Raw genomic sequence first — 19,395 nt, forward strand, 5'->3', positions numbered from 1 at the left:
ACGGGAGGCTGCTTTGAAATATCTAACTTTTTCCTTCTTTTATTGGCTATAATCTTCGGATTTTCCGCACATTGTTTGACTTTATCACGGTGTTTTGGGGCGGCATCTCGTTTATCTACACAAGGTTTGAAAATACCCATGAAGCAATCATAGATGCTGACACATGGGCGCGAGTACAGGAATTACGGAAGAACAAACGCCGCCCGACAAGAACGGGAAAGACAAATATGTTTTCCGGCATTGTCCGCTGTGCTGACTGCGGCGAAAAGCTGTACTACTGCACAAGCAAAAATTTTGAAGCGCGGCAAGACCATTTTGTGTGTTCCACTTCAAGGCTCAAAGGAAAGGAAGTCTGCCCGACGCATTATATCCGCGCCGTAGTTTTGGAACAGGGTGTGCTTGCTCATCTCCGGCTGACGATTGCCTGTGTAGCCAACCATGAAGAACAATTCCGTAAGGCTATGGGCGCAAAACAGAAAGCAGACGCAAAACGGGAGTTGACAGCAAAGCGGCGGCAACTGACGCAAGCAGAACGCCGAATTGCGGAACTTGACCGATTGTTTAAGCGTATTTATGAAGATAACGCAAATGGTAAACTTTCTGACAGCAGATTTCAAATGCTCTCTGACGATTACGAACAGGAGCAGGAAGAACTGCGGGAAAAGCTGTTGCAACTGAATGAGGAAATTAACCAACAGGAAGAACAGGCAGAGAACATTGAACGGTTCATCAGCAAGGTACATGAGTATCTCGACATGGACGAACTGACCCCCGCCGTACTGAATGACATGGTGAAAGCAGTTTACGTCCATATGCCGGACACTTCAAACGGACACAGGGAACAGCAGATTGACATATCCTATGACCTTGTGGGAATACTCCCCGCGTCCCTGCTGAACGACTTACAAAACGGGGAAACGGCATAGCCAACGCTACGCCGTTTCCAAAAAACAAATCTAATACTGTCTTACGAGTATCTAACTTAAGGCGGGCGCTTTTTGCTGCTTTTCCTATTTTTTAGAAACCCTTTCGTCTGCCAATTCAGAAACTCAGCAGGTTGCGCCGCCCTTCAAATGCTTCTGGGCGGAAAGGTTTTCCTCCTTGCGGGAGAGAATCTCATCGGAGAGAATCTGCTCCTGCACGTTCTCAAAGCCCAGGCGGGCAATGGTGTCCGCAAAGCGCTCCCCAGTAATGCCCTGTTCCCTGAACAGCAGGATGGCCTTTTCAATTACAGCCAGCACCTCTTCTTTATCCGTAAACACCTTGTCAAGATACCGCCCATGGGCAAACTTCTTGCCCCAGCGCCCGCCGATATACACCCGGTAGCCTGGCACAAAGCTTTCCGCCGCCTTGAAGGGGCACTTGCCCACACAGCGGCCGCAGTGGTTGCAGGCATCGCCAATAATCACCTTGCCGTCCGCAACCACAGGCACATGGATGGGGCAGGCACGCTCCACCTGGCAGACCTTGCAGCCCCGGCACTTGCTGAGGTCAATTTCCGGCACCTTCTGCCCGATAACCCCCAGGTCGTTCAGGTCAGGCTTCACGCAGTTGTTGGGGCAGCCGCCCACGGCGATTTTGAACTTGTGGGGCAGCTTCACCCCTGCATACCCATGGAAGAACCGCTCGTGGATCTCCTCTGACAGGGCAAAGGTGTCAATGAGTCCATACTGGCAGGTGGTGCCCTTGCAGGAAACCACCTGCCGCACCTTGCTGCCGGTGCCGCCGGTTTCCAGGCCCGCCGCCATCAGCTCCTCCCGCAGAGGCTCAATGTTGTCAAAGGGCACATGCTGGATTTCAATGGTCAGCCGGGAGGTCATGGCGATTTCCCCGCTGCCGTATTTCTCGGCGGCCTCGGTGATGGCCCGCATCTCCTCCGCCGTAATCTTGCCATTGCGGGTGATAACCCGGCCGTTAAAGCAGTCGGGGGTGTTTTTGTCCCACAGGAAGCCCAGGGCCTTTACCCGGGTGACCTCCTCCGGGGGCACAGCGGCCCCAGCCGCTTTCACTCTCACCTCGTTAAAGGAGGTGGCGCCCTCCAGCACCAGGGTGTTCTCATATCCCAGCGCCTTCAGGCGGTTCTGGAGGAAATAGGCCCGGCGGCCCTTGGCGCACACCAGAAGAAGCTTTTCATCCTTATCAATGCCCGGGATTGGCCCAGTGACAGTGGACAGATCCACATATTTTGCCCCCCGGATAACAGGCTGCTGGTTGGTGTCTATAATGGTATACCCCTCGGCTGCCCCTGCGGCATACTCTGCCGGGGTCATGCTCTGGAGCACCCCGTCCAGCTTGTTTTCCAGCACGTATACTGCCTGGACAAAGGGATGGATGGCTGTGGAGAAGGGGGGCGCGTAAGCTAAATCCAGGTTTTCCAAATCGGAAAGCTTTGCCCCCATGGAGATGGCCAGCACCCCTAAATCGCAGATTTTGTCCACTGCCCCAGGCCCCAACACCTGCAGGCCTAAAAGGGCGCGGGTGTCCCTGTCCGCCAGCAGCTTGATGGCAAAGAAGGAGGAGTCGGGGTAATAATGGGCCTTGTCATCTGTGACAATGAGGGCTGTCTCCACGTTGTAGCCCGCGTCTTTAGCGGCCTGCTCCGTAAGCCCGGTTTTCGCAACGTTCAGCCCGGGCAGCCTGCACACGGCAGTGCCCAGCACCCCGGCAAAGGACTTTTCCTCCCCGGCCAGGGCCTGGGCCAGGGTGCGGCCCTCCAGGTTGGCGGAGGAGCCCATGGGCGACCACTGGGTCCTGCCGGTCAGCCGGTTTTTCACCAGGGCGCAGTCCCCAGCGGCATAGATGTCCGGCAGGCTGGTGCGCAGCTTTTCGTCCACCACCACAGCGCCCTTCTGCATCTCAATGCCTGTGCCCTCTAAAAAGGCTGTGTTGGGCCGCACGCCCACAGAGAAAACCACCGCGCCGCAGGGCAGGCTGCCGCCGGAGGTCTGCACAGCCTCTGCCCGCTCCTGCCCGGAAATCCCCTGGGCTTTTGTCCCGGTGAGCACCCGCACGCCGTTTTGCTGCAAATGGCGCTTCACATACCCTGCCATTTCCGGATCCAGCACCCCGGGCAGGATCTGGGACGCCGCTTCCACCACGGTGGGGGCCACACCCTTTTGCAGCAGGTTTTCCGCCATTTCCAGGCCGATAAACCCGCCGCCTGCCACCACGGCTTTCTTCACATTGTTTTCCTCCAGGTATTCCCGGATGGCCACCGCGTCCCCAGGCGTGCGCACCTGGAACACCCCGGGCAGCTCCGCGCCTTCCACAGGGGGCATTACAGGGGACGCGCCCACCGCAATTACCAAAGCGTCATACCCATAGGTTTCCGTCTCCCCTGTGGCAAGGTTTTTGGCCTCCACCCGCTTTTCCTCCGGCAGGATTTTCACAGCCTCCCGCAGGGTTTTCACCTCCACCCCGGTGAGGGCGGAAAACCGCTGGGGGGTGTTGACAATCAGCTCCCCTTTGTCCTGGATGGCCCCGCCCACATAGTAGGGAAGGCCGCACCCGGCATAGGAGATGTCCCCGCTTTTAGACAGAAGGGTAACCTCTGCCTCCCGGTTTTCCCGCTTAAACTTGGCGGCGGTTTTTGTCCCGGCGGCAACCCCGCCGATAATCAGCAATTTCATATTTCGCGTTCCTTTCCAGCCGTACTGAAACGGCGAATTTGCAGAGAGGTTTTATGGCAAGCGCACCTGAAAACCGGTAAAGCCCGGTTTCCGCCTCTTTTGAACCGCTTTGCTTTAGGCAATACCGCTTAAGACGGAAGCAGGGGATTGTGCGGTGCTGCCTTTATATATACAAATAGAGTATACCCCATTCCGCCTGTGAAGTCAACGCGCGCCGCAGATTTTTCCCGTTTCAGAACAAAGCCATCCTGGGAGAAAAAGCGGATCCTGTCAAAAAAAGAGGCCTCCAAAAGGAAGCCTCAAACGCTTTTTAAAAACCCGCCAGATAATACCGGGGATCTGTGCGCACGCCGTTTGCATACACCTCAAAATGCAGGTGGTTGCCAAAGGACTGCCCTGTGCTGCCCACATAGCCAATGGTCTGTCCCGCCTCTACATACTGCCCCGGATACACCGCCAGGGAGCTGCAATGGGCATACCGGGTGGAAAAGCTGGAATTATGCCAGATAAGCACATTGTTGCCCCAAGACCAGTGATACTCCGCGGAAAGCACCTGCCCGGACTGGGCCGCCACGATGGGGGTGCCGTATCCCGCGCCGATATCCATGCCGTTATGAGGCCCGTTAAAATACATATCCCCATAGTTCCCGGTGATGCTGCCATAGCCCACCCCCGGCAGGGGCCACATGGGGGCAAAGTCCCCCCGCAGGTTTACGGTGCTGCCGCCAGGGTTCGGGGACACGCTGCCCCCCTGGGCGGCGGCCAAGGCTTCGGCTTCCTTCCGGCGGCGCTCTTCCTCGTTGCGCTCCTCAATCAGCCGCTGCAGCTCTGCTTCCAGGGCCGCATCCTCCTCTTCGTTCTGGGCGATAACGTCCTGGGTCATCACCTGGCGCTCCTCCAGGTCGGCAATCAGGGTGTTGTTCTCTTCATAAAGGCCCTCCAGCTCCTCCTGGGCCGCCTCCAGCTCCCGCTTCACCTGGGCTTCTTCCTCCCGCATGTCCTGCAGGGCTTCCCTGTCCTGCTGGGTCTTTTGAAGGTACTCCTCAATTTTTTCCACGAGCCGCTGGTCGTGCTTTGTCACTGCGGAAAGCATTTCCGACTTCATGGAAAAATCAGAAAAGCTGTCAGAGCTTAACAGGATTTCCAAAGTGCCCACAGAGCCGGACATGTACAGCGCCCGCACCCGCTGGGAGAAGGTGGTAAGGGTTTCTTCATATTCCTGCCGGGAAAGCTCCAGCTTTTTCTCCATGCCCGTAATTTCCCTGTCCATCACCTGAATGGACTCTCTGGACACGTCGATTTTCTTTTCCGTCAGCCCAATTTTCTCCTCCAAAGCCTGCTGGTACTCCAAAGCCTTTTCCTCGTCGGCCCGCAGGGATTCCAACTGCTGCTCCAGTTGTTCGTGCTCGGCGGCAAGCCTTTCCTGCTCGGCCTGCACCTCCTCAATGGTCTTGGCGGCGGCCCCAAAGGGGATTGCTGCCAGCAGGGCCAGCATAAAAGCCAGCGCCCTTGCGCCCCGGGAAATTTTTCTCATTTTCATTATGTATCAGTCCCTCCCTTTTCGTTTTCTCAGGCAGGCCAGTTGTCCCCTTTTGCCCGCGCCTCTTTTTCAAATGCCAGCCGCTTTTCCTCTGGCAGGAAAGCGGCCCTGGCCGCGTTTATGAGCAGTGCTTCCTTTTCCTCCCCTGTAAGCCCCAAAGCGGCAAGCTTTTTATATTCCTCCCGGAGATTCACCCCGGAAACCGTCATGTTGTCTGTGTTCACCGTACAGCACAGGCCCTTTTGGAGATATTCTCGCAAGGGGAAGCTTTCCGGGGATTTTATAGCTTTTGTCTGCACGTTGCTGGTCAGGCACATCTCCAGGGGGACCTGCCGGGCGGCAAGCTCCTGTAAAAGGGCACTGTCCTCCCCTGCCCGCACGCCATGGCCGATGCGGGCAGCTCCCATTTCCAGCGCCGCCCGGATGCTCCCGGGGCCTGCGGCCTCCCCGGCGTGGATGGTAAAGGGAAGCCCCAAAGAGCGGGCGCAGGCGAAAAGCTCCCGGTATTCTTCTGTGGGATACAGCCCCTCTGCCCCAGCCAGATCGCAGGCGCAAACGCCCTTGCCCAGAAGGGCGGCCGCCGTATCCAGGGTTTCCCGGTTTACAGGGTATGGGCCGCCCCGCATACAGCATAAAATAACCTGTACAGGCAGCGCCGCCCGGGCCGCGCCCCGGCATACAGCCTCTGCCGCCTGCCGCTGGGTAAGCCCCTTCCGGGTGTGAAGCTGGGGGGCAAAGCGGATTTCCCCATACAGCAGGCCCTGGCTGTAAAGCAGGCTGCACAGGGTAAAAGCAGCCTGCTCCAGGGCTTCCGCGTTTTGCAGCAGGGACAGGGGCAAGTCAAAACACTGGAGATACTCGTCAAGGCTCTGGCAGTTTTCCGGGGCCTTCAGGGCCTTTTCCAGGTTTTCCGGCAAAGCCACGCCCTGGTTCCCGGCAAGTTCCCCTATGAAGGCAGCCGGCAGGGAGCCGTCCAGATGCAGGTGCAGATCAATCACAGCCCATCCCTCCTGTAAATTTTGTACTGTATATTTTAGCATAAAGGGAGGAAAAAGTCAAAACCTGCCGGGAATTTTTAGAAAAAAGGGAGAAGCTCCCGGAATTTCCGGAAAAAAACATTGACAAAGGAGTTGGTTTATACTAACTTATAAACAGGCAGGTATACAGCTTACAAGGAGGTATAGGGCATGACATTAGAGGAAGGAAGGCCGGGGGCCTTTTATAAGGTGGAGGGCACCGCGCTCCCCCTGGAGCTTACCCGGCGTTTGCAGGCTCTGGGCATGACCCGGGGCTGTCCGGTACAGGTACTGCGGAAAAAGCGTCGGGGAGCCATGATTATCAAAATACGGGGCAGCCGCTTTGCCTTGGGCAGGGCTGTTTCTTCCCGCATTCTGGTGGAGGAGGGATGAGCATGGAACATAAAACGCACACGCCGGAGGGGGGAAAGCCCTCGGTTTCCATCGGCTTTGTGGGCAACCCCAACTGCGGCAAAACCACCCTTTTCAATGCCTACACCGGGGCCAACCTGAAGGTTGCCAACTGGCCCGGCGTGACGGTGGAGAAAAAAGAGGGGCGCTTCCGGCTTCACGATCACGAATACCGGCTAGTGGATCTGCCCGGGGCCTACAGCCTCACCTCTTACACCATGGAAGAGCAGGTTACCCGCCAGTATATTTTAAGCGACGAGGTAGACGTGCTCATCGACGTGGCAGATGCCTCCGCCCTGGAGCGCAACCTCTATCTCACCTTGCAGCTTATCGAGCTGGGCAAGCCCGTTATCCTGGCCCTGAACATGATGGACATTGTGGAGAAGCGTGGCATGGAGATTGACACCCACCGGCTGCCGGAAATGCTGGGCATCCCGGTCATCCCTGTGTCTGCCCGGCGGAAAACGGGCCTGGACATCCTCATGCACGCCGCCGCCCACCACAAGGATGCGGAAGAATCCATGCCCCTCATCCACCACCATGGCAGCCAGCCCTCAAGCACCAGCGCCACCCGGCACCCGCACCAGCACCATAAGGAATTCGCCATGGTGTACAGCGACGAGATAGAGGATAAAATCGACCAGGTGATGGAGCAGCTTCTGAAGCAGTACCCCTCCCTGCAGAACCTGCGCTGGCACGCTATCAAGCTGCTGGAAAAGGATCCGGAAATCACGAAGGCCTTTCCCCTCGCCGATCCGGCCCTTATCAGCCGCAGCTATGAGCAGGACATTATCAACGAGAAATATGCCTTTATCAAAGAGGTTATCGACGAAGTGCTGGTGAATAAGGACAAAAAAGCCGCTGTCACCGACAAGGCCGATTCCCTTATGACCCACCCGGTATGGGGCCTGCCCATTTTCCTGCTGATTATGGCCCTGGTGTTCTTCTTCACCTTCACGGTGGGCGACTGGCTGAAAGGCTATTTTGAGCTGGGCCTGGAGGCCTTCTCCGGCGGGGCCGCCTCTTTGCTTACATATCTCCAGGTAGCCCCGCCCCTTATTTCCCTCTTGGTAGACGGCATCATCGCCGGGGTGGGAGGCATTTTAACCTTCCTGCCAAACATTGTCATCCTGTTTTTGGCCCTGGCCTTTTTGGAGGACAGCGGCTATATGGCAAGGGTGGCCTATGTGATGGACGGTATTATGGGAAGGCTGGGGCTTTCCGGCCGATCCTTCATCCCCATGATTCTGGGCTTTGGCTGCACAGTGCCTGCCATCATGGCCTCCCGGGCCTTGGAAAACCGGCGTGACCGCTTTAAAACCATGCTCATCACGCCTTTTATGTCCTGCAGCGCCCGCCTGCCCATTTACGTGCTGTTCTCCCAGTTGTTTTTCGGGAAATTTGCCATGCTGGCGGCCTACTCCATGTATGTGCTGGGGCTTCTGGTGGCTGTGCTGTGCGCCCTTATCATCCACCTGTTCGACCGCAAGACAAAGGACGACGCCCACCTCGCCGGAGGCAGCAGCCTGCTCATAGAGCTGCCGGAATATAAGGCCCCCAGCGCCCACACCATCTTCATCTATGTGTGGGAAAAGGTAAAGGACTATCTCACCAAGGCAGGCACCACTATTTTCATCGCCTCCATCCTCATGTGGTTCCTCTTGAATTTCGGCCCCCAGGGCTATTCTCTGGACATGTCCCAAACCTTTGGCTCCCAGATAGGCCAGTGGATTGTGCCCTTCTTCGCCCCCATTGGCTTAGGGTTTTGGCAGATTGTGGTGGCGCTCATTGCGGGCATCTCTGCAAAAGAAGTGGTGGTATCCTCCTGCGCGGTGCTGTTCAGCGTGGGAAACGCCACCACTGCCGCAGGCATGGCAGAGCTTACCCAGGCCCTCAGCGCCATCGGCTTCGGCCCCTTAAATGCTTATGCCCTCATGACCTTCTCCTTGCTGTATGTGCCCTGTGCCGCCACTTTGGCCACCATTAAGAAGGAATCGGAAAGCTGGGCCTGGACAGGACTCACCGCCGCTTTCCAGATTGCCGTGGCCTGGGCTGTCACCTTTGTGGTATACCATGTAGGAGCGCTGTTCCTGTAAAGAACTGGCCTTTGGGAAAGCATTGGCTGGCCGGGATTTTGATGGTTTCGTAAAAATGGAAAAGGCTACAAATTGTTTGCAAATCCTGGCTTTTTTGCAAGAAACCTTCCATTTTTCCTCTAATTCACAGTTTGTTCATCATTCCGCACAGGAACTAAATCACCCCTGAAAACCAGCCCCTGGCAGCCGGCAGCTTTTGTCCCGCGCTTTCCAGGGGCTGGTTTGACAATTTCCCTTTTATATGGCATACTTCCTTTCCAGCTAGAGCCTGTTCCCCAGGGTTGGTAAAAGGAGATGAATGATTCTTGGATATTACATATATAAAGGAAAACGGGAAGGATATAGCGGTTATTTCCAGCGATGTCCCGGTGATTACAGACGCGCAGTCCGCCCTGGATTTGGCCATGACGGTTAAATACGAGACGGGCGCTGCCAGGCTGGTGCTGGACAAGAGCCTTGTATGCGAGGATTTCTTTATCCTCAGCACCAGGCTTGCAGGGGAAATTCTGCAAAAGTTTATCAATTATCATGTGAAAGCGGCTATTTTCGGGGATTTTTCCCACTATACCAGCAAGCCCCTGCACGATTTTATCTATGAGTCTAACCAAGGGAAGGATTTTTTCTTTGTAAGCACAAAAGAGGAGGCCCTGCAAAGGCTGGCAAACATATAAAATGCAGGATACCGACCAGCGTTCAGGCTCACTTGCAGCCTCCTTTTTAAAAGCGCCCCAGGCCATTTCAGGCTTGGGGGCGCTTTTATTTTCGCACAATATCTGTTTATAGTTAACGCAGTTCAAAAGAGGTAGAATACCTCTTTTGAACCGGGCGGCTCAGCCGCTCAACTTGAAAATCGGGCTGCAGCGATTTTCAAGTGCGTTTACTATACGCGCCGGGCACGCGGCAGCCTTCGTGAGCAGGCCGCACAGCGGCGCAGCGATCCCGTTTTGCTTACGATCCCCGCGTCTTGAAACAAGCGTCACGCTTGCTGCCTGTTGATGGCGCAGAGGATGCCTTTGATGGAAGCAACGCTGATGTTGTTGTCCATGCCCACGCCAAAAATGACCTCTCCTCCATAGCGGAGCTGGATGTAAGACACTGCCTTGGAATCTGCGCCGCCGGAAACAGCATGTTCGCTATAGGAGATAAATTCATATTCTGTAAGCCCCACTGTGCGCAAAGCATTGAAGAACGCGTCCAGAGGGCCATTGCCTTTTCCGGAGATAAACTGGGCGTGGTTGTCAAAACGCAGGGTGCCTTCAAAATCCACCACCACCTGACCCTGACCCCCGTCCTCTTCAAAGATTTTGTAGGCCATCAGGTGGTATGGCTCTTTCACGTCCAAATATTCCCGCCGGAAAATGGCGAACACCTCCCCGGCGCTTATCTCCCGGCCCAGGCGGTCGCACTCCTCCTTAACCTTGGCCCCAAACTCCGGGTGCATGGCCTTGGGCAGTACATAGCCAAAGTTCTGCCGCATGACAAAGGCGGCGCCCCCCTTGCCGGACTGGCTGTTAATGCGGATAATCGGCTCGTACTGCCGGCCTAAATCTGCCGGGTCAATGGCGAGGTAAGGCACCTCCCAATAGGGGGAGCTGTGCTTTGCCATGTAGTTTACCCCTTTGCTGATAGCGTCCTGGTGGGAGCCGGAAAAGGCTGTGAACACCAGTTCCCCGGCATAGGGATGGCGGGGGTGTACCTGCATCTGGGTACACTCCTCGTATACCTTGCGGATATGCTTCATGTTGGAAAAGTCCAGGGCCGGATCCACCCCTTGGGCATACAGGTTCATGGCCACATTCATAATGTCCGCGTTGCCTGTGCGCTCCCCATTGCCGAACAGTGTGCCCTCCACCCGCTGCGCCCCTGCCATCAGGCCCAACTCTGTGGCGGCTGTACCTGTGCCCCGGTCGTTGTGGGCGTGGAGGCTGATAATGGCGCAGTCCCGGCGCTTCATTTTCCGGCAGCAGTATTCCACCTGGTCGGCATAGGTGTTGGGGGTACACAACTCCACTGTATTGGGCAGGTTGATAATAGCCGGGTTTTCCGGCGTGGCCCCCAGTTCTTCCAGCACCCGGTCGCAAATCATGGCAGCGTTGTCCATCTCTGTACCGGAAAAGCTTTCCGGGGAATATTCATAGCGGACGTTTACAGGCTCCTTTGCCATAAGCTCCTGGGTCAGGCGGCGGATAAGCCTTGCCCCTTCCACAGCAATTTCTGTCACTCCGGCCATGTCCGTATCGAATACCACCCGGCGCTGTAATTCCGAAGTGGAATTATAGAAATGGATAATGACGTTTTTTGCGCCCCGGATGGCCTCGAAAGTTTTGCGGATGAGGTGCTCCCGGGCCTGCACCAGCACCTGCACCGATACATCGTCAGGGATAAGCCCCTGGTCTATCAGCGCCCGGAGGATTTCATATTCCGTCTCCGATGCTGCCGGGAAGCCCACCTCAATCTCCTTAAAGCCGATTTTGCACAGCATCTGGAAAAACTCCAGCTTCTGCTCCAGGTTCATGGGGTTTACAAGGGCCTGGTTGCCGTCCCGGAGATCTACACTGCACCAGATTGGGGCCTTTGTAAGGGCTTTGTCGGGCCAGGTACGGTCAGGCAGGGGCTGGGGAGTGAAGGGCTTGTATTTTTTATAGCTTTGCTTCATGAGGAATCCGTCCTTTCCATAGGGTTTGCCCAGAGGCAGAAAAAGCCCCGGATACAGAACTGCTTCTGTATCCGGGGCGAAAATCTCAAGGGTATTTACGCGGTACCACCCGGTTTCGGCGCGGGACGCGCCCTTCAGGCCTCTGACAAGGCTTGGCGGATAACGCCGCCGCACGGCCCTCCCTACGGCACAGGCTTTCAGGGGGGCGACTCGGGGATCAGCATACACACTGGGCCGCGCACCTGCTTTCACCACCCGCAGGCTCTCTGAAACGCCGCTTGCAGCGTCTTCTTCCCGTCACTGTCATTCTCTCTATTTTTTCTAAGATTATAGCCCACCCCGCCTGTTTTGTCAAGATTTTTCTGCTAAGGCAGCAGGCGTTCCGGCTGTTTTAAAAGCTGTCTGCACATAAACAGGCGCCTGGAAATATGTGCAGAAAAACATATGCAAAAAGCTTATTTCTTTGCGGCGGCAACGAAGGCGTCAATTTTCTGCTTCAGCTCCGCAGGCTTTAAATATTTCAGCAGATAACCAGTTGGATTCAGCGCCATAACCTTGCGCACGCTTTCCGGATCGCTCCTGCCTGTGAGGAAAACTACCGGGAGGCTGGCAAATTCCTTTACGGAACGCAGCATTTCCAGGGTCTGCCTGCCGTCGCAAACCGGCATTTCATAGTCCAGCAGAACCAGATCCGGCTTATCCAGGGTGATGGCCCGGATGGCGGATATCCCGGACTCTGCCACCAGCACATCATAGTCCTCCCCCAGCAGGGTTTTCATGCCGGTGCGGATGGTTGCGGAATCGTCCACCACCAGCACTTTAGGCTTGGGATTGCTCTCCTCCTCCGCCACCACTTCTTCCCGCCTGGACAGAAACTTCTCCACCTCTTCCAAGGCGTTATCTGCCTCCAGGGAGGTGCCCACGCCCTTTTCCAGCAGGCGGGGGGCAATCATGCAATAGGCAAAATACCCCGCCCCGCCTGTATTGAACAGCAGGCTTACCTGGGGCTTTTCCCGGTCGAACACCTGCTGGAACTGTTCATACGTCAGCAGGTTTTCATCCTTCAGCTCGTAACGGGAGGCCTCCGGGAAGTTCTCCAGCACCCGGCCCACAAACTGCCGGGCTGTATACCGGGCGGCGTGAACCAGCCTGGTGTCCAGCTTATTGGTTTTAAGGCCCATGGCCTTTCCCACTGTATTGATAAGCAGCTTTTCCTCAAAAATCAACAGGACTTCCTGCTTTTTTTCCTCTTTGGGCGCGCCGTAGGTCAGCCTGTAATATACGCCCCGGCCAAACTTTTCCCCGCCGTAGGTGTCGCTGATCACCTGGGACTCCAGATGGAACATATCGAACACCAACTGGACAATCAGCTTTTTCATGGCCGCCAGCTCTTCTTCCGGCAGAAGGCCCTCCCACTTGCTGACAGCCCCGCCAACGATGGCCTGATCCTCTGTGAGGGTGTGGCCGATAAGCCATCCGGCGCACACGCCCAGGAAGTGATCCACTGCGTCCGGGGCATACTCCGCCGCTTCCAGCTCCTGCTCCAGGGCGGGCAGGGTGTTCACCCGGAAGCCTGTATGTATTTTCCTGTGCCTTTCCAGTCCTTCATAGCCCACAGAGGCCATATAAGCCTCCTCCTCGGCAAAATGCTTCACGGTATGGCCTTTAAAGTATTTGACGCCCTCCTGGCAGGCCCGCTGGTTTTTCTTTTCTTCCTCACTGAAATCCATAAGTTTTTTGATAATTTTAAAGAGCCGCTGGTGCTCTTTGTCAATCACCTCAACGCCAATGTTATACTCGTCCAGCCATTCCAGTTGATTTTCCATGATGAGCTTCCTCCTCTTTGCGTACAATATCCTTTCTAAAAATTCCAGGGCCGGCGCGTGCTGCCAAAGCCTGCCAGCCCACTGAAATTATTGTACCACGGAGCGCCGTTTATGTCCAGATGAAAATCATTCTTATTTTTGTTTGGGCGGGACTGGGCATAAATTTTTTTATTTTGAAAAGTTTTATGTAGACTTTTATACAGGGAGTATGATACACTATTAGAAAAGCGGGGATTCCCGCTTTTCTGGGCAGGGGAAGCTTCCCCTCGGCTCGCGGTTTCACGTGCAGGCATATCATAGATCAGGAGGAGTATATATGAAAAAAATTATCAGCCTTTTACTGGCACTGGCAATCCCCCTATACGCCCTGCCCTTGGCAGCGGGAGCGGCGGGGAAAGTCCATGACCTTGCAAGCGGCACAGATCTGATTACCTATCTTGAGAATTCAACTAATAATGTACAAGATGGCGATATAATTAAGTGTTCAGGTTCTGTTTTTGCCGGACAATCGGGCAATACGAGTGACAATCCTTGGATTATCGACAAAAGCGTCACCATTGAGGGTGGAAGTATTAGTGTTTATCGGGGAGGCATTTTATTAGGCGCAAATGTAACTTTTAAAGGCACCGAATTCACGTTTACAACCAGCACCCGCAACGCTATTATTGCAAATGGATATAGCCTGACTTTAGATAGCGTAACAGCCAAGGGCTCCTCTATCAACGTGTTTGGCGGTACACTTCTGAAGAATTCATATGAGAACTTTGATGTTCCTAACATCGGTTCTACAAACACTATCACGATTCAAGGAAGTACAAACCTTCAAGGCAACGACCAACAGACAAACGTGGTAGGCAGCGGCAATATTTACGCAGGCAGTCTATGCATGGGCGCTATGAATCCAACTGATAACTTTGATGGAACAGCAAATACGTTTTCAGGGAACCCCACCCTCCGCATTGAGAATTATGCAAATGCAGGCGGCGGTGTGCTTCCTTTAGGAACAATCTATGCCGGCGGCGCACAGCAGAGAAATCCAGCAGGAGTTCAGGGATCAAAGCAAACACGCCCAGATCCTAATAAATACAAAGTAGGTGGCACTGTCACCATTACGGGTGCTAAAATTCCCGACGTGGACGGAGCTGGCGCTACAAAGACGAAAGTGGTGTACAATGCAAGCCCAAACTCCACGCCAACATGCGTTTTTAAGGATATTTCCAGCTTGACAGTTGAGGCGGGCAAGCTGATTATGGGCGCAAACAGCAGCTTCCGGGATGAACAAGAACTTTCCGTCCGTTCTGGAGCCGAACTGAACATCACAGGTTGTACTACCCCAGTCGGTAATTTTGCTGGCGGCGGCACGCTGGTGCTGGGAGAAAAACAGCAGCTTACCATTAACGGAACGGTGAGCGGAGAAACAAAGGTTGGGATTGGGAGTGTGTTTAATAATGTTTCGTCCGGGAACGTCTCGGTCAATCAGCTTCTCATCTTAGCTCCCAAGTCCGCTTCCAACTCCTTTTCATTTCTTCCGAAAAACACCGCAGATCAATCAAAACTAACTATCCAAAATGATGGAAGCGGAAACTGGAAAGTCGTAGATCCCAGTGCCGGGGCCGAGCAGAAGATATTAGTGAAAAGCCTGGCGGCTAACACGCCGAAAGTAAATGATAATAAAACAGAGGTTGAAATTCCTTATGATGTAGAATTTGGGGAGGATTCAGCGTCCATTTCCTCTCTTTCGTTTATCCGTCTAACTGTGCTGATAAATAGTAAAGATGCTCAATATGTGCAGAATAACGAACCTGACGAAAACGATTACTACACTTGGAATGATTCAGGTAGCAAATTTATCTTTGAAGTTTATGATGATAGTTTCATTTTCAGAATGGAGAATAGTGTTACACCTATCCCGGCTGGCACCTATAATTTTACTATCTCTGTTCCCACAGCTAACTGTGCGGCTGGGGTAAAGCCAAAAGCGCAGTTTACTGTTACTATCCCAACGGACGGCGAAACCCCAACGCCGACCCCAACGCCAACACCCACACCAACGCCGTCCCCCTCTCCGTCTCCAGAACCGGGTAAGCCTACCTCCATCGCTATCCCTGTTGCCAAAACCGGGCTGAAATATACGGGGAAAGAACTGACAGGCGTGGAAGCAGGAACGGGGTATACCCTGGTCGGCAACACAGCTACAGAGATAGGCGAGTATACCGCGACTGCAGCCCTACAGGATACTAAAAAATTCCAGTGGGCAGACGGCACCACCGATGCAAAACAAATAAAATGGAGCATTGGCAAGGGTGCGGCCCCTGCGGCGCCCACCGGACTGAAAGCCACTTCCCCCACCAAGAAGGACGGCAGAGACGGGCAAATCAGCGGCACTACGGATAAAATGGAATACGCTACAAACAGTGGTTTTACAAACGCTAAGGACTGCACCGGCAACACCATTACCGGGCTTCCCGCCGGAACCTATTACGTGCGTGTGAAGGAAACTAATAAGTTTGAGGCTGGGAGCTATGCCGTTGTGAAGGTGCTGGCCTTCGGCGAGGTGGAGGAGGTGCCTGTTCCGCCTGTGGAGGTGAAAATCCCGGTTTCCGGCGAGGAAAAAACGGTGGAGGTTGTGGCCAGCATAAAAGATTCCACCGCTGTGGTGAGCACCATTGATACCACCCAGCTTGGCAGCGTGATTGGGGAAAAGGTGGACACCGGCATGGTGCTGATTGATTTCTCCGGCCTGGAGCAGGAGATTGACACAGTAGAGCTGCCCGGCGCTGCTATTGGGGAAATTGCCGCTGCGGCCCAGGCCCAGGGCAACGATGTGAAGGGGCTGTCTTTGAAGCTCTCCACAGGCTCCGTCTCCTTTGATGCCGCCGCGCTGGCTTCCATTCAGAAGCAGGCAGGCAGCAAGGTGACGCTGAAAATTCTTGCAAAAGACCGGCACGATTTAACGCCTGAGCAACTGGAGTCCATCGGCACAGCTCCCGCCTTTGATTTAAGCCTCCAGGGCAATGCCGCCATTACCGATTTTGGCACAGGCAAAGCCACAGTTTCCCTGCCCTACACCTTAAAGCCGGGGCAGTCGGCTGCGGGCATCACTGTATACTATCTGGACGAGAAAGGGAAAGCCTCGGCCTGCCCGACCCGGTACAGCCAGGTGGAAAAAGCCGCCACTTATACCACAAGCCATTTCTCCCTCTATTTTGTGGGCTTTGACTCCGCTATCCAATGGAAAAATCCCTTTAACGACGTGCGTAAAGGCGACTGGTTCTATGGGGCTGTGGAATTTGCAGAACTGAACGGCCTGATGCAGGGAGACAGCAAAACTGTCTTTTCCCCCAACCAGAAGCTTTCCCGGGCGCAGTTGGCGCAAATCCTCTACAACAAGGAGGGCAAGCCTTGGGTGCGCGACGGCAGTTCTTTCACCGACGTACCTGCCAAGGAATGGTATGCAAACGCTGTCAACTGGGCGGCCCAGAAGGGCTATGTAATGGGATATGACAGCACCCACTTTGGCCCTAACAACTCTATTACCAGGGAACAGCTTGCCACTATCCTCTGGCGGTATGCTGGGGAACCAAAGGGCAAGAAAAATGTCCTCTCCCCCTTCACCGATGCCGGCAAAGCCAGCGAATATGCCCTGCCTGCCCTGCGCTGGGCTGTGCAGAACGAGATTATCCGGGGCAAGGGGAACAACCGCCTGGATCCTACTGGAACTGCTACCCGGGCCGAAGTGGCCCAGATGCTTATGAATTTCCTGGCGTAAAATTTGTAAGATATATTTATAACAAGCTTTGCCTGAAATTAGATAAATTCCCATTTTCAAGTGCGTTCAATAGAGAAGCCCCCGGTAAAAACCGGGGGCTTCTCTTATGCATCAAGAAACTTGCAGACAGTTTCTGAAAGGCTGCTTTCCCAAAGAACTAAAATGAGCTTACCTTTAAATGCATAGCATAATATTAAAAAGGGGCTTCCAAGTGCTCCTTGAAAGCCCCTCTCATTACGAGAGATTAACGTATGAGTGAACTGTTAAAACCGAATCCCTGCTTATTATGTTAGTAATTCGATATAGTCTCTCATGCGATTTCTATCACAACATTCATCACAGCGCTTAATATTTTCCGATTAAGGTTTCCTCTTTTATTTAAGGAAACTTCCTGTGACACATTGTTTAGTCAATCCGCCAACATTTGAAACTGTACACCGGAAGTGTACCTCTTTCTTTTTCCAGCACATCATTGCCGCTTAATGCCTTCCGTCTATCTTTATGTTTATGTAAATTATCCGCTTAAAGAAGCTTATAACCAGACGTTGTTAAGCAGTCCCGTGCTTTATTGGCCTTTTACATATTTGAGAATGCTTCAGTGGGTGTACCCCTCTTTCAGTTTTCTCGTTTCTCCCGATTTTTTATTATCTGCGGACTATGAGTCCGCAGACCTGGTGCTGTGATTCAACTGTATCCATCGGACTCACCCGCCTTTCTTTCATGATTTTCGCGCTTCGCATTGTCTCCTCTTCCAGAACTGCTTGCTGTTCAGAAAATCCCTTCGCTGCTCCTTTGCAGTTACTTTTTCTGTTTACTAAAACCTGTCTGCCTTTTTAGCTTTGGTTGCAGCTATTTTTTCTTTGTCAAATCAGGCTTTGCAGTTCTTTTTACTCTCTCCTCACCGTTTTCATGCTCAGCTTTTGCCTTGCCTACTTCCGGTTTGCGAATGCGCTTTTGAGACTTTAGTTTTTCTTATTCCCTTGTCTCTGGCTATAGTATACTACTAAACCAGGAGCTTGTCAATAGGTTTTTTAAACTTTTTTGAAAAAAATTTTGCATTTTTTACAAGCCTGCGGAATATGATTACTTTGCGGGCATTAAAGGGCAGGGAAACGGGCAGGCTATAGAAGCGGAAAGAGGTGAAAGCCTCGTGAAAAAAACGGATATCCGGTGGTTTTTGCCGATTCACTCTTGACTTTAGCCCCATTTTTATGTACAATGTGTTTCAGAGAAAGCTCATCATGCTTTCGGAAAGGAGCGCAAACTGCTTATGGATAACGGTTATGAGGCCGATCTGATTACCCTAATCGACGATGAAGGGCAGGAGCATGAATTCGAAATCATCGACGAGCTGGATAACGATGACGGTCACTATATGGCGCTGGTTCCCACCCAGCAGGATCCGGAGGACATCTCCTCTGACGCGGAAACCTACTACATCTTTGAGGTTGTCGAAGAGGACGGCGAGGAACAGCTTCAGGAAGTTGATGACGACGAGCTGCTGGATAAGCTGGCAGACATTTTTGAAACCCGCTTTAATGAAGCCTATTTCGACGAGCCTGAGGACGAATAAAATCTTTTCACGAAATTGAATACTGCGCCTTTGGGCGCGGCAGGCTGGCTTTTGTGTAAAACAGCCTGCCCGATTCGCGGACTGTGCACATATAACCCTACACTCCTCATATTGGGAGCCTTGCCTCCGCTTGCGGATTGCAGACCTCCCGGCACGGCTTTGACCGTTGCTGGACGAAGGGAGCGAGAACCAAACGGGAGGGCACCCACCTGCTTTTTCTGTAGCAGGTTATTGAGATGCACAATACGGTCGGGCGGGCTGCTTTTTTATTTTGCTGCGTAAGGGGATGTTTATGAATATTAACCGGGAAGAATGCTGCTGTTTCACAGGGCATAGACGTATAGAAAGTGGACATCTCACGCTTCTGCGGCAAAAACTCCAGAGCGAAATCACCTCCCTAGCGGCCAGGAAAGGGGTTAAAGCCTTTATGGCTGGTGGTGCCCTGGGGTTTGACACCATGGCCGCCCAGGCGGTTTTATGGGCCAGAGAGAAACAATTCCCGCACCTTAAACTGATCCTGGCACTGCCCTGTCGTGAACAAAATGCCCGCTGGAGCCAGAAAAACTCTGAGATATACTATAAAATTCTCGAACAGGCCGATCAGGTCATTTATGTTTCCGAACACTATACCCATTCTTGCATGTTTCAACGCAATCGGTATATGGTGGATCACAGCGGGTATTGCATGTGTTACTTACAGCCAGGCAAAGCCAGCGGCGGCACTGCCTATACGGTGAAATACGCCCAGCAGCAAGGCGTGCCTGTAATCAATCTGGCGGACATGCGGGAAGAACCAGAGCCATGGGATGAAATAGATCCCTATTATTTTACATTATAATAGGATTAAAACAGAAAGCAGGCGGGTTACCGGAAGGTATC

The 19,395-nt window shown here is 53.5% G+C and carries 12 protein-coding genes and 1 other RNA gene; 8 read left to right on the plus strand and 5 right to left on the minus strand.

The window, feature by feature from the left end; all coding sequences use genetic code 11:
- Nucleotides 1-71 precede the first annotated feature (71 nt).
- On the plus strand, nucleotides 72-926 hold the full coding sequence (locus tag VSQ30_RS11125) for a DUF4368 domain-containing protein (RefSeq protein WP_334464096.1): 855 nt from the start codon (nucleotides 72-74) through the stop codon (nucleotides 924-926).
- Nucleotides 927-1,049: 123 nt separating this feature from the next.
- Here VSQ30_RS11125 and VSQ30_RS11130 read toward each other — a convergent pair whose 3' ends face one another.
- The 3 genes from VSQ30_RS11130 to add all read right to left on the minus strand — a co-directional run bounded on the left by VSQ30_RS11130 (nucleotide 1,050) and on the right by add (nucleotide 6,167).
- The gene (locus tag VSQ30_RS11130) at nucleotides 1,050-3,629 is read right to left on the minus strand and encodes an FAD-dependent oxidoreductase (protein ID WP_334464098.1); all 2,580 of its coding nucleotides are present in this window, start codon (nucleotides 3,627-3,629) and stop codon (nucleotides 1,050-1,052) included.
- A gap of 310 nt (nucleotides 3,630-3,939) precedes the next feature.
- Nucleotides 3,940-5,169, minus strand: coding sequence for a murein hydrolase activator EnvC family protein (locus tag VSQ30_RS11135; protein ID WP_334464099.1), 1,230 nt, complete (start codon nucleotides 5,167-5,169; stop codon nucleotides 3,940-3,942).
- A gap of 29 nt (nucleotides 5,170-5,198) precedes the next feature.
- Nucleotides 5,199-6,167, minus strand: coding sequence for an adenosine deaminase (add, locus tag VSQ30_RS11140; RefSeq protein ID WP_334464100.1), 969 nt, complete (start codon nucleotides 6,165-6,167; stop codon nucleotides 5,199-5,201).
- Nucleotides 6,168-6,356: 189 nt separating this feature from the next.
- On the opposite strand from add, the gene VSQ30_RS11145 reads away from it, so the two are divergent.
- From VSQ30_RS11145 to VSQ30_RS11155, 3 genes are all read left to right on the plus strand, one after another.
- Nucleotides 6,357-6,578, plus strand: coding sequence for a FeoA family protein (locus VSQ30_RS11145; protein WP_334464102.1), 222 nt, complete (start codon nucleotides 6,357-6,359; stop codon nucleotides 6,576-6,578).
- A gap of 2 nt (nucleotides 6,579-6,580) precedes the next feature.
- The gene (gene feoB / locus VSQ30_RS11150; protein WP_334464104.1) at nucleotides 6,581-8,692 is read left to right on the plus strand and encodes a ferrous iron transport protein B; all 2,112 of its coding nucleotides are present in this window, start codon (nucleotides 6,581-6,583) and stop codon (nucleotides 8,690-8,692) included.
- Nucleotides 8,693-8,997: 305 nt separating this feature from the next.
- Nucleotides 8,998-9,363, plus strand: a complete 366-nt coding sequence (locus VSQ30_RS11155) for a DUF4180 domain-containing protein (protein WP_334464106.1) — start codon at nucleotides 8,998-9,000, stop codon at nucleotides 9,361-9,363.
- A gap of 305 nt (nucleotides 9,364-9,668) precedes the next feature.
- Here the strand turns inward: VSQ30_RS11155 and leuA are convergent, their stop codons facing one another.
- Nucleotides 9,669-11,348 carry a 2-isopropylmalate synthase gene (gene leuA, locus VSQ30_RS11160; protein ID WP_334464108.1) on the minus strand — a complete coding sequence of 560 codons (1,680 nt, stop codon included), beginning with the start codon at nucleotides 11,346-11,348 and terminating at the stop codon, nucleotides 9,669-9,671.
- Nucleotides 11,349-11,803: 455 nt separating this feature from the next.
- A complete protein-coding gene (locus VSQ30_RS11165; RefSeq protein ID WP_334464110.1) occupies nucleotides 11,804-13,174 on the minus strand; it encodes a hemerythrin domain-containing protein in 1,371 nt (456 codons plus the stop codon).
- A 316-nt stretch (nucleotides 13,175-13,490) separates the two neighbouring features.
- Here VSQ30_RS11165 and VSQ30_RS11170 point away from each other — a divergent pair, with 316 nt between their 5' ends.
- The 4 genes from VSQ30_RS11170 to VSQ30_RS11185 all read left to right on the plus strand — a co-directional run bounded on the left by VSQ30_RS11170 (nucleotide 13,491) and on the right by VSQ30_RS11185 (nucleotide 19,354).
- Complete coding sequence (locus tag VSQ30_RS11170) at nucleotides 13,491-16,943, plus strand: S-layer homology domain-containing protein (protein WP_334464112.1); 3,453 nt, start codon at nucleotides 13,491-13,493, stop codon at nucleotides 16,941-16,943.
- Between the two features lie 1,270 nt (nucleotides 16,944-18,213).
- On the plus strand, nucleotides 18,214-18,516 hold the full coding sequence (locus VSQ30_RS11175; RefSeq protein WP_160642740.1) for a DUF1292 domain-containing protein: 303 nt from the start codon (nucleotides 18,214-18,216) through the stop codon (nucleotides 18,514-18,516).
- A 59-nt stretch (nucleotides 18,517-18,575) separates the two neighbouring features.
- Nucleotides 18,576-18,780: non-coding RNA, 6S RNA (gene ssrS, locus VSQ30_RS11180), on the plus strand.
- Between the two features lie 28 nt (nucleotides 18,781-18,808).
- Nucleotides 18,809-19,354: an SLOG family protein gene (locus VSQ30_RS11185; protein ID WP_334464113.1), complete on the plus strand. Its 546-nt coding sequence runs from the start codon at nucleotides 18,809-18,811 to the stop codon at nucleotides 19,352-19,354.
- The last annotated feature ends 41 nt before the right edge of the window (nucleotides 19,355-19,395 follow it).

This window comes from Acutalibacter sp. JLR.KK004, from assembly GCF_036941085.1.
Taxonomy (GTDB): Bacteria; Bacillota; Clostridia; order Oscillospirales; family Acutalibacteraceae; genus Acutalibacter.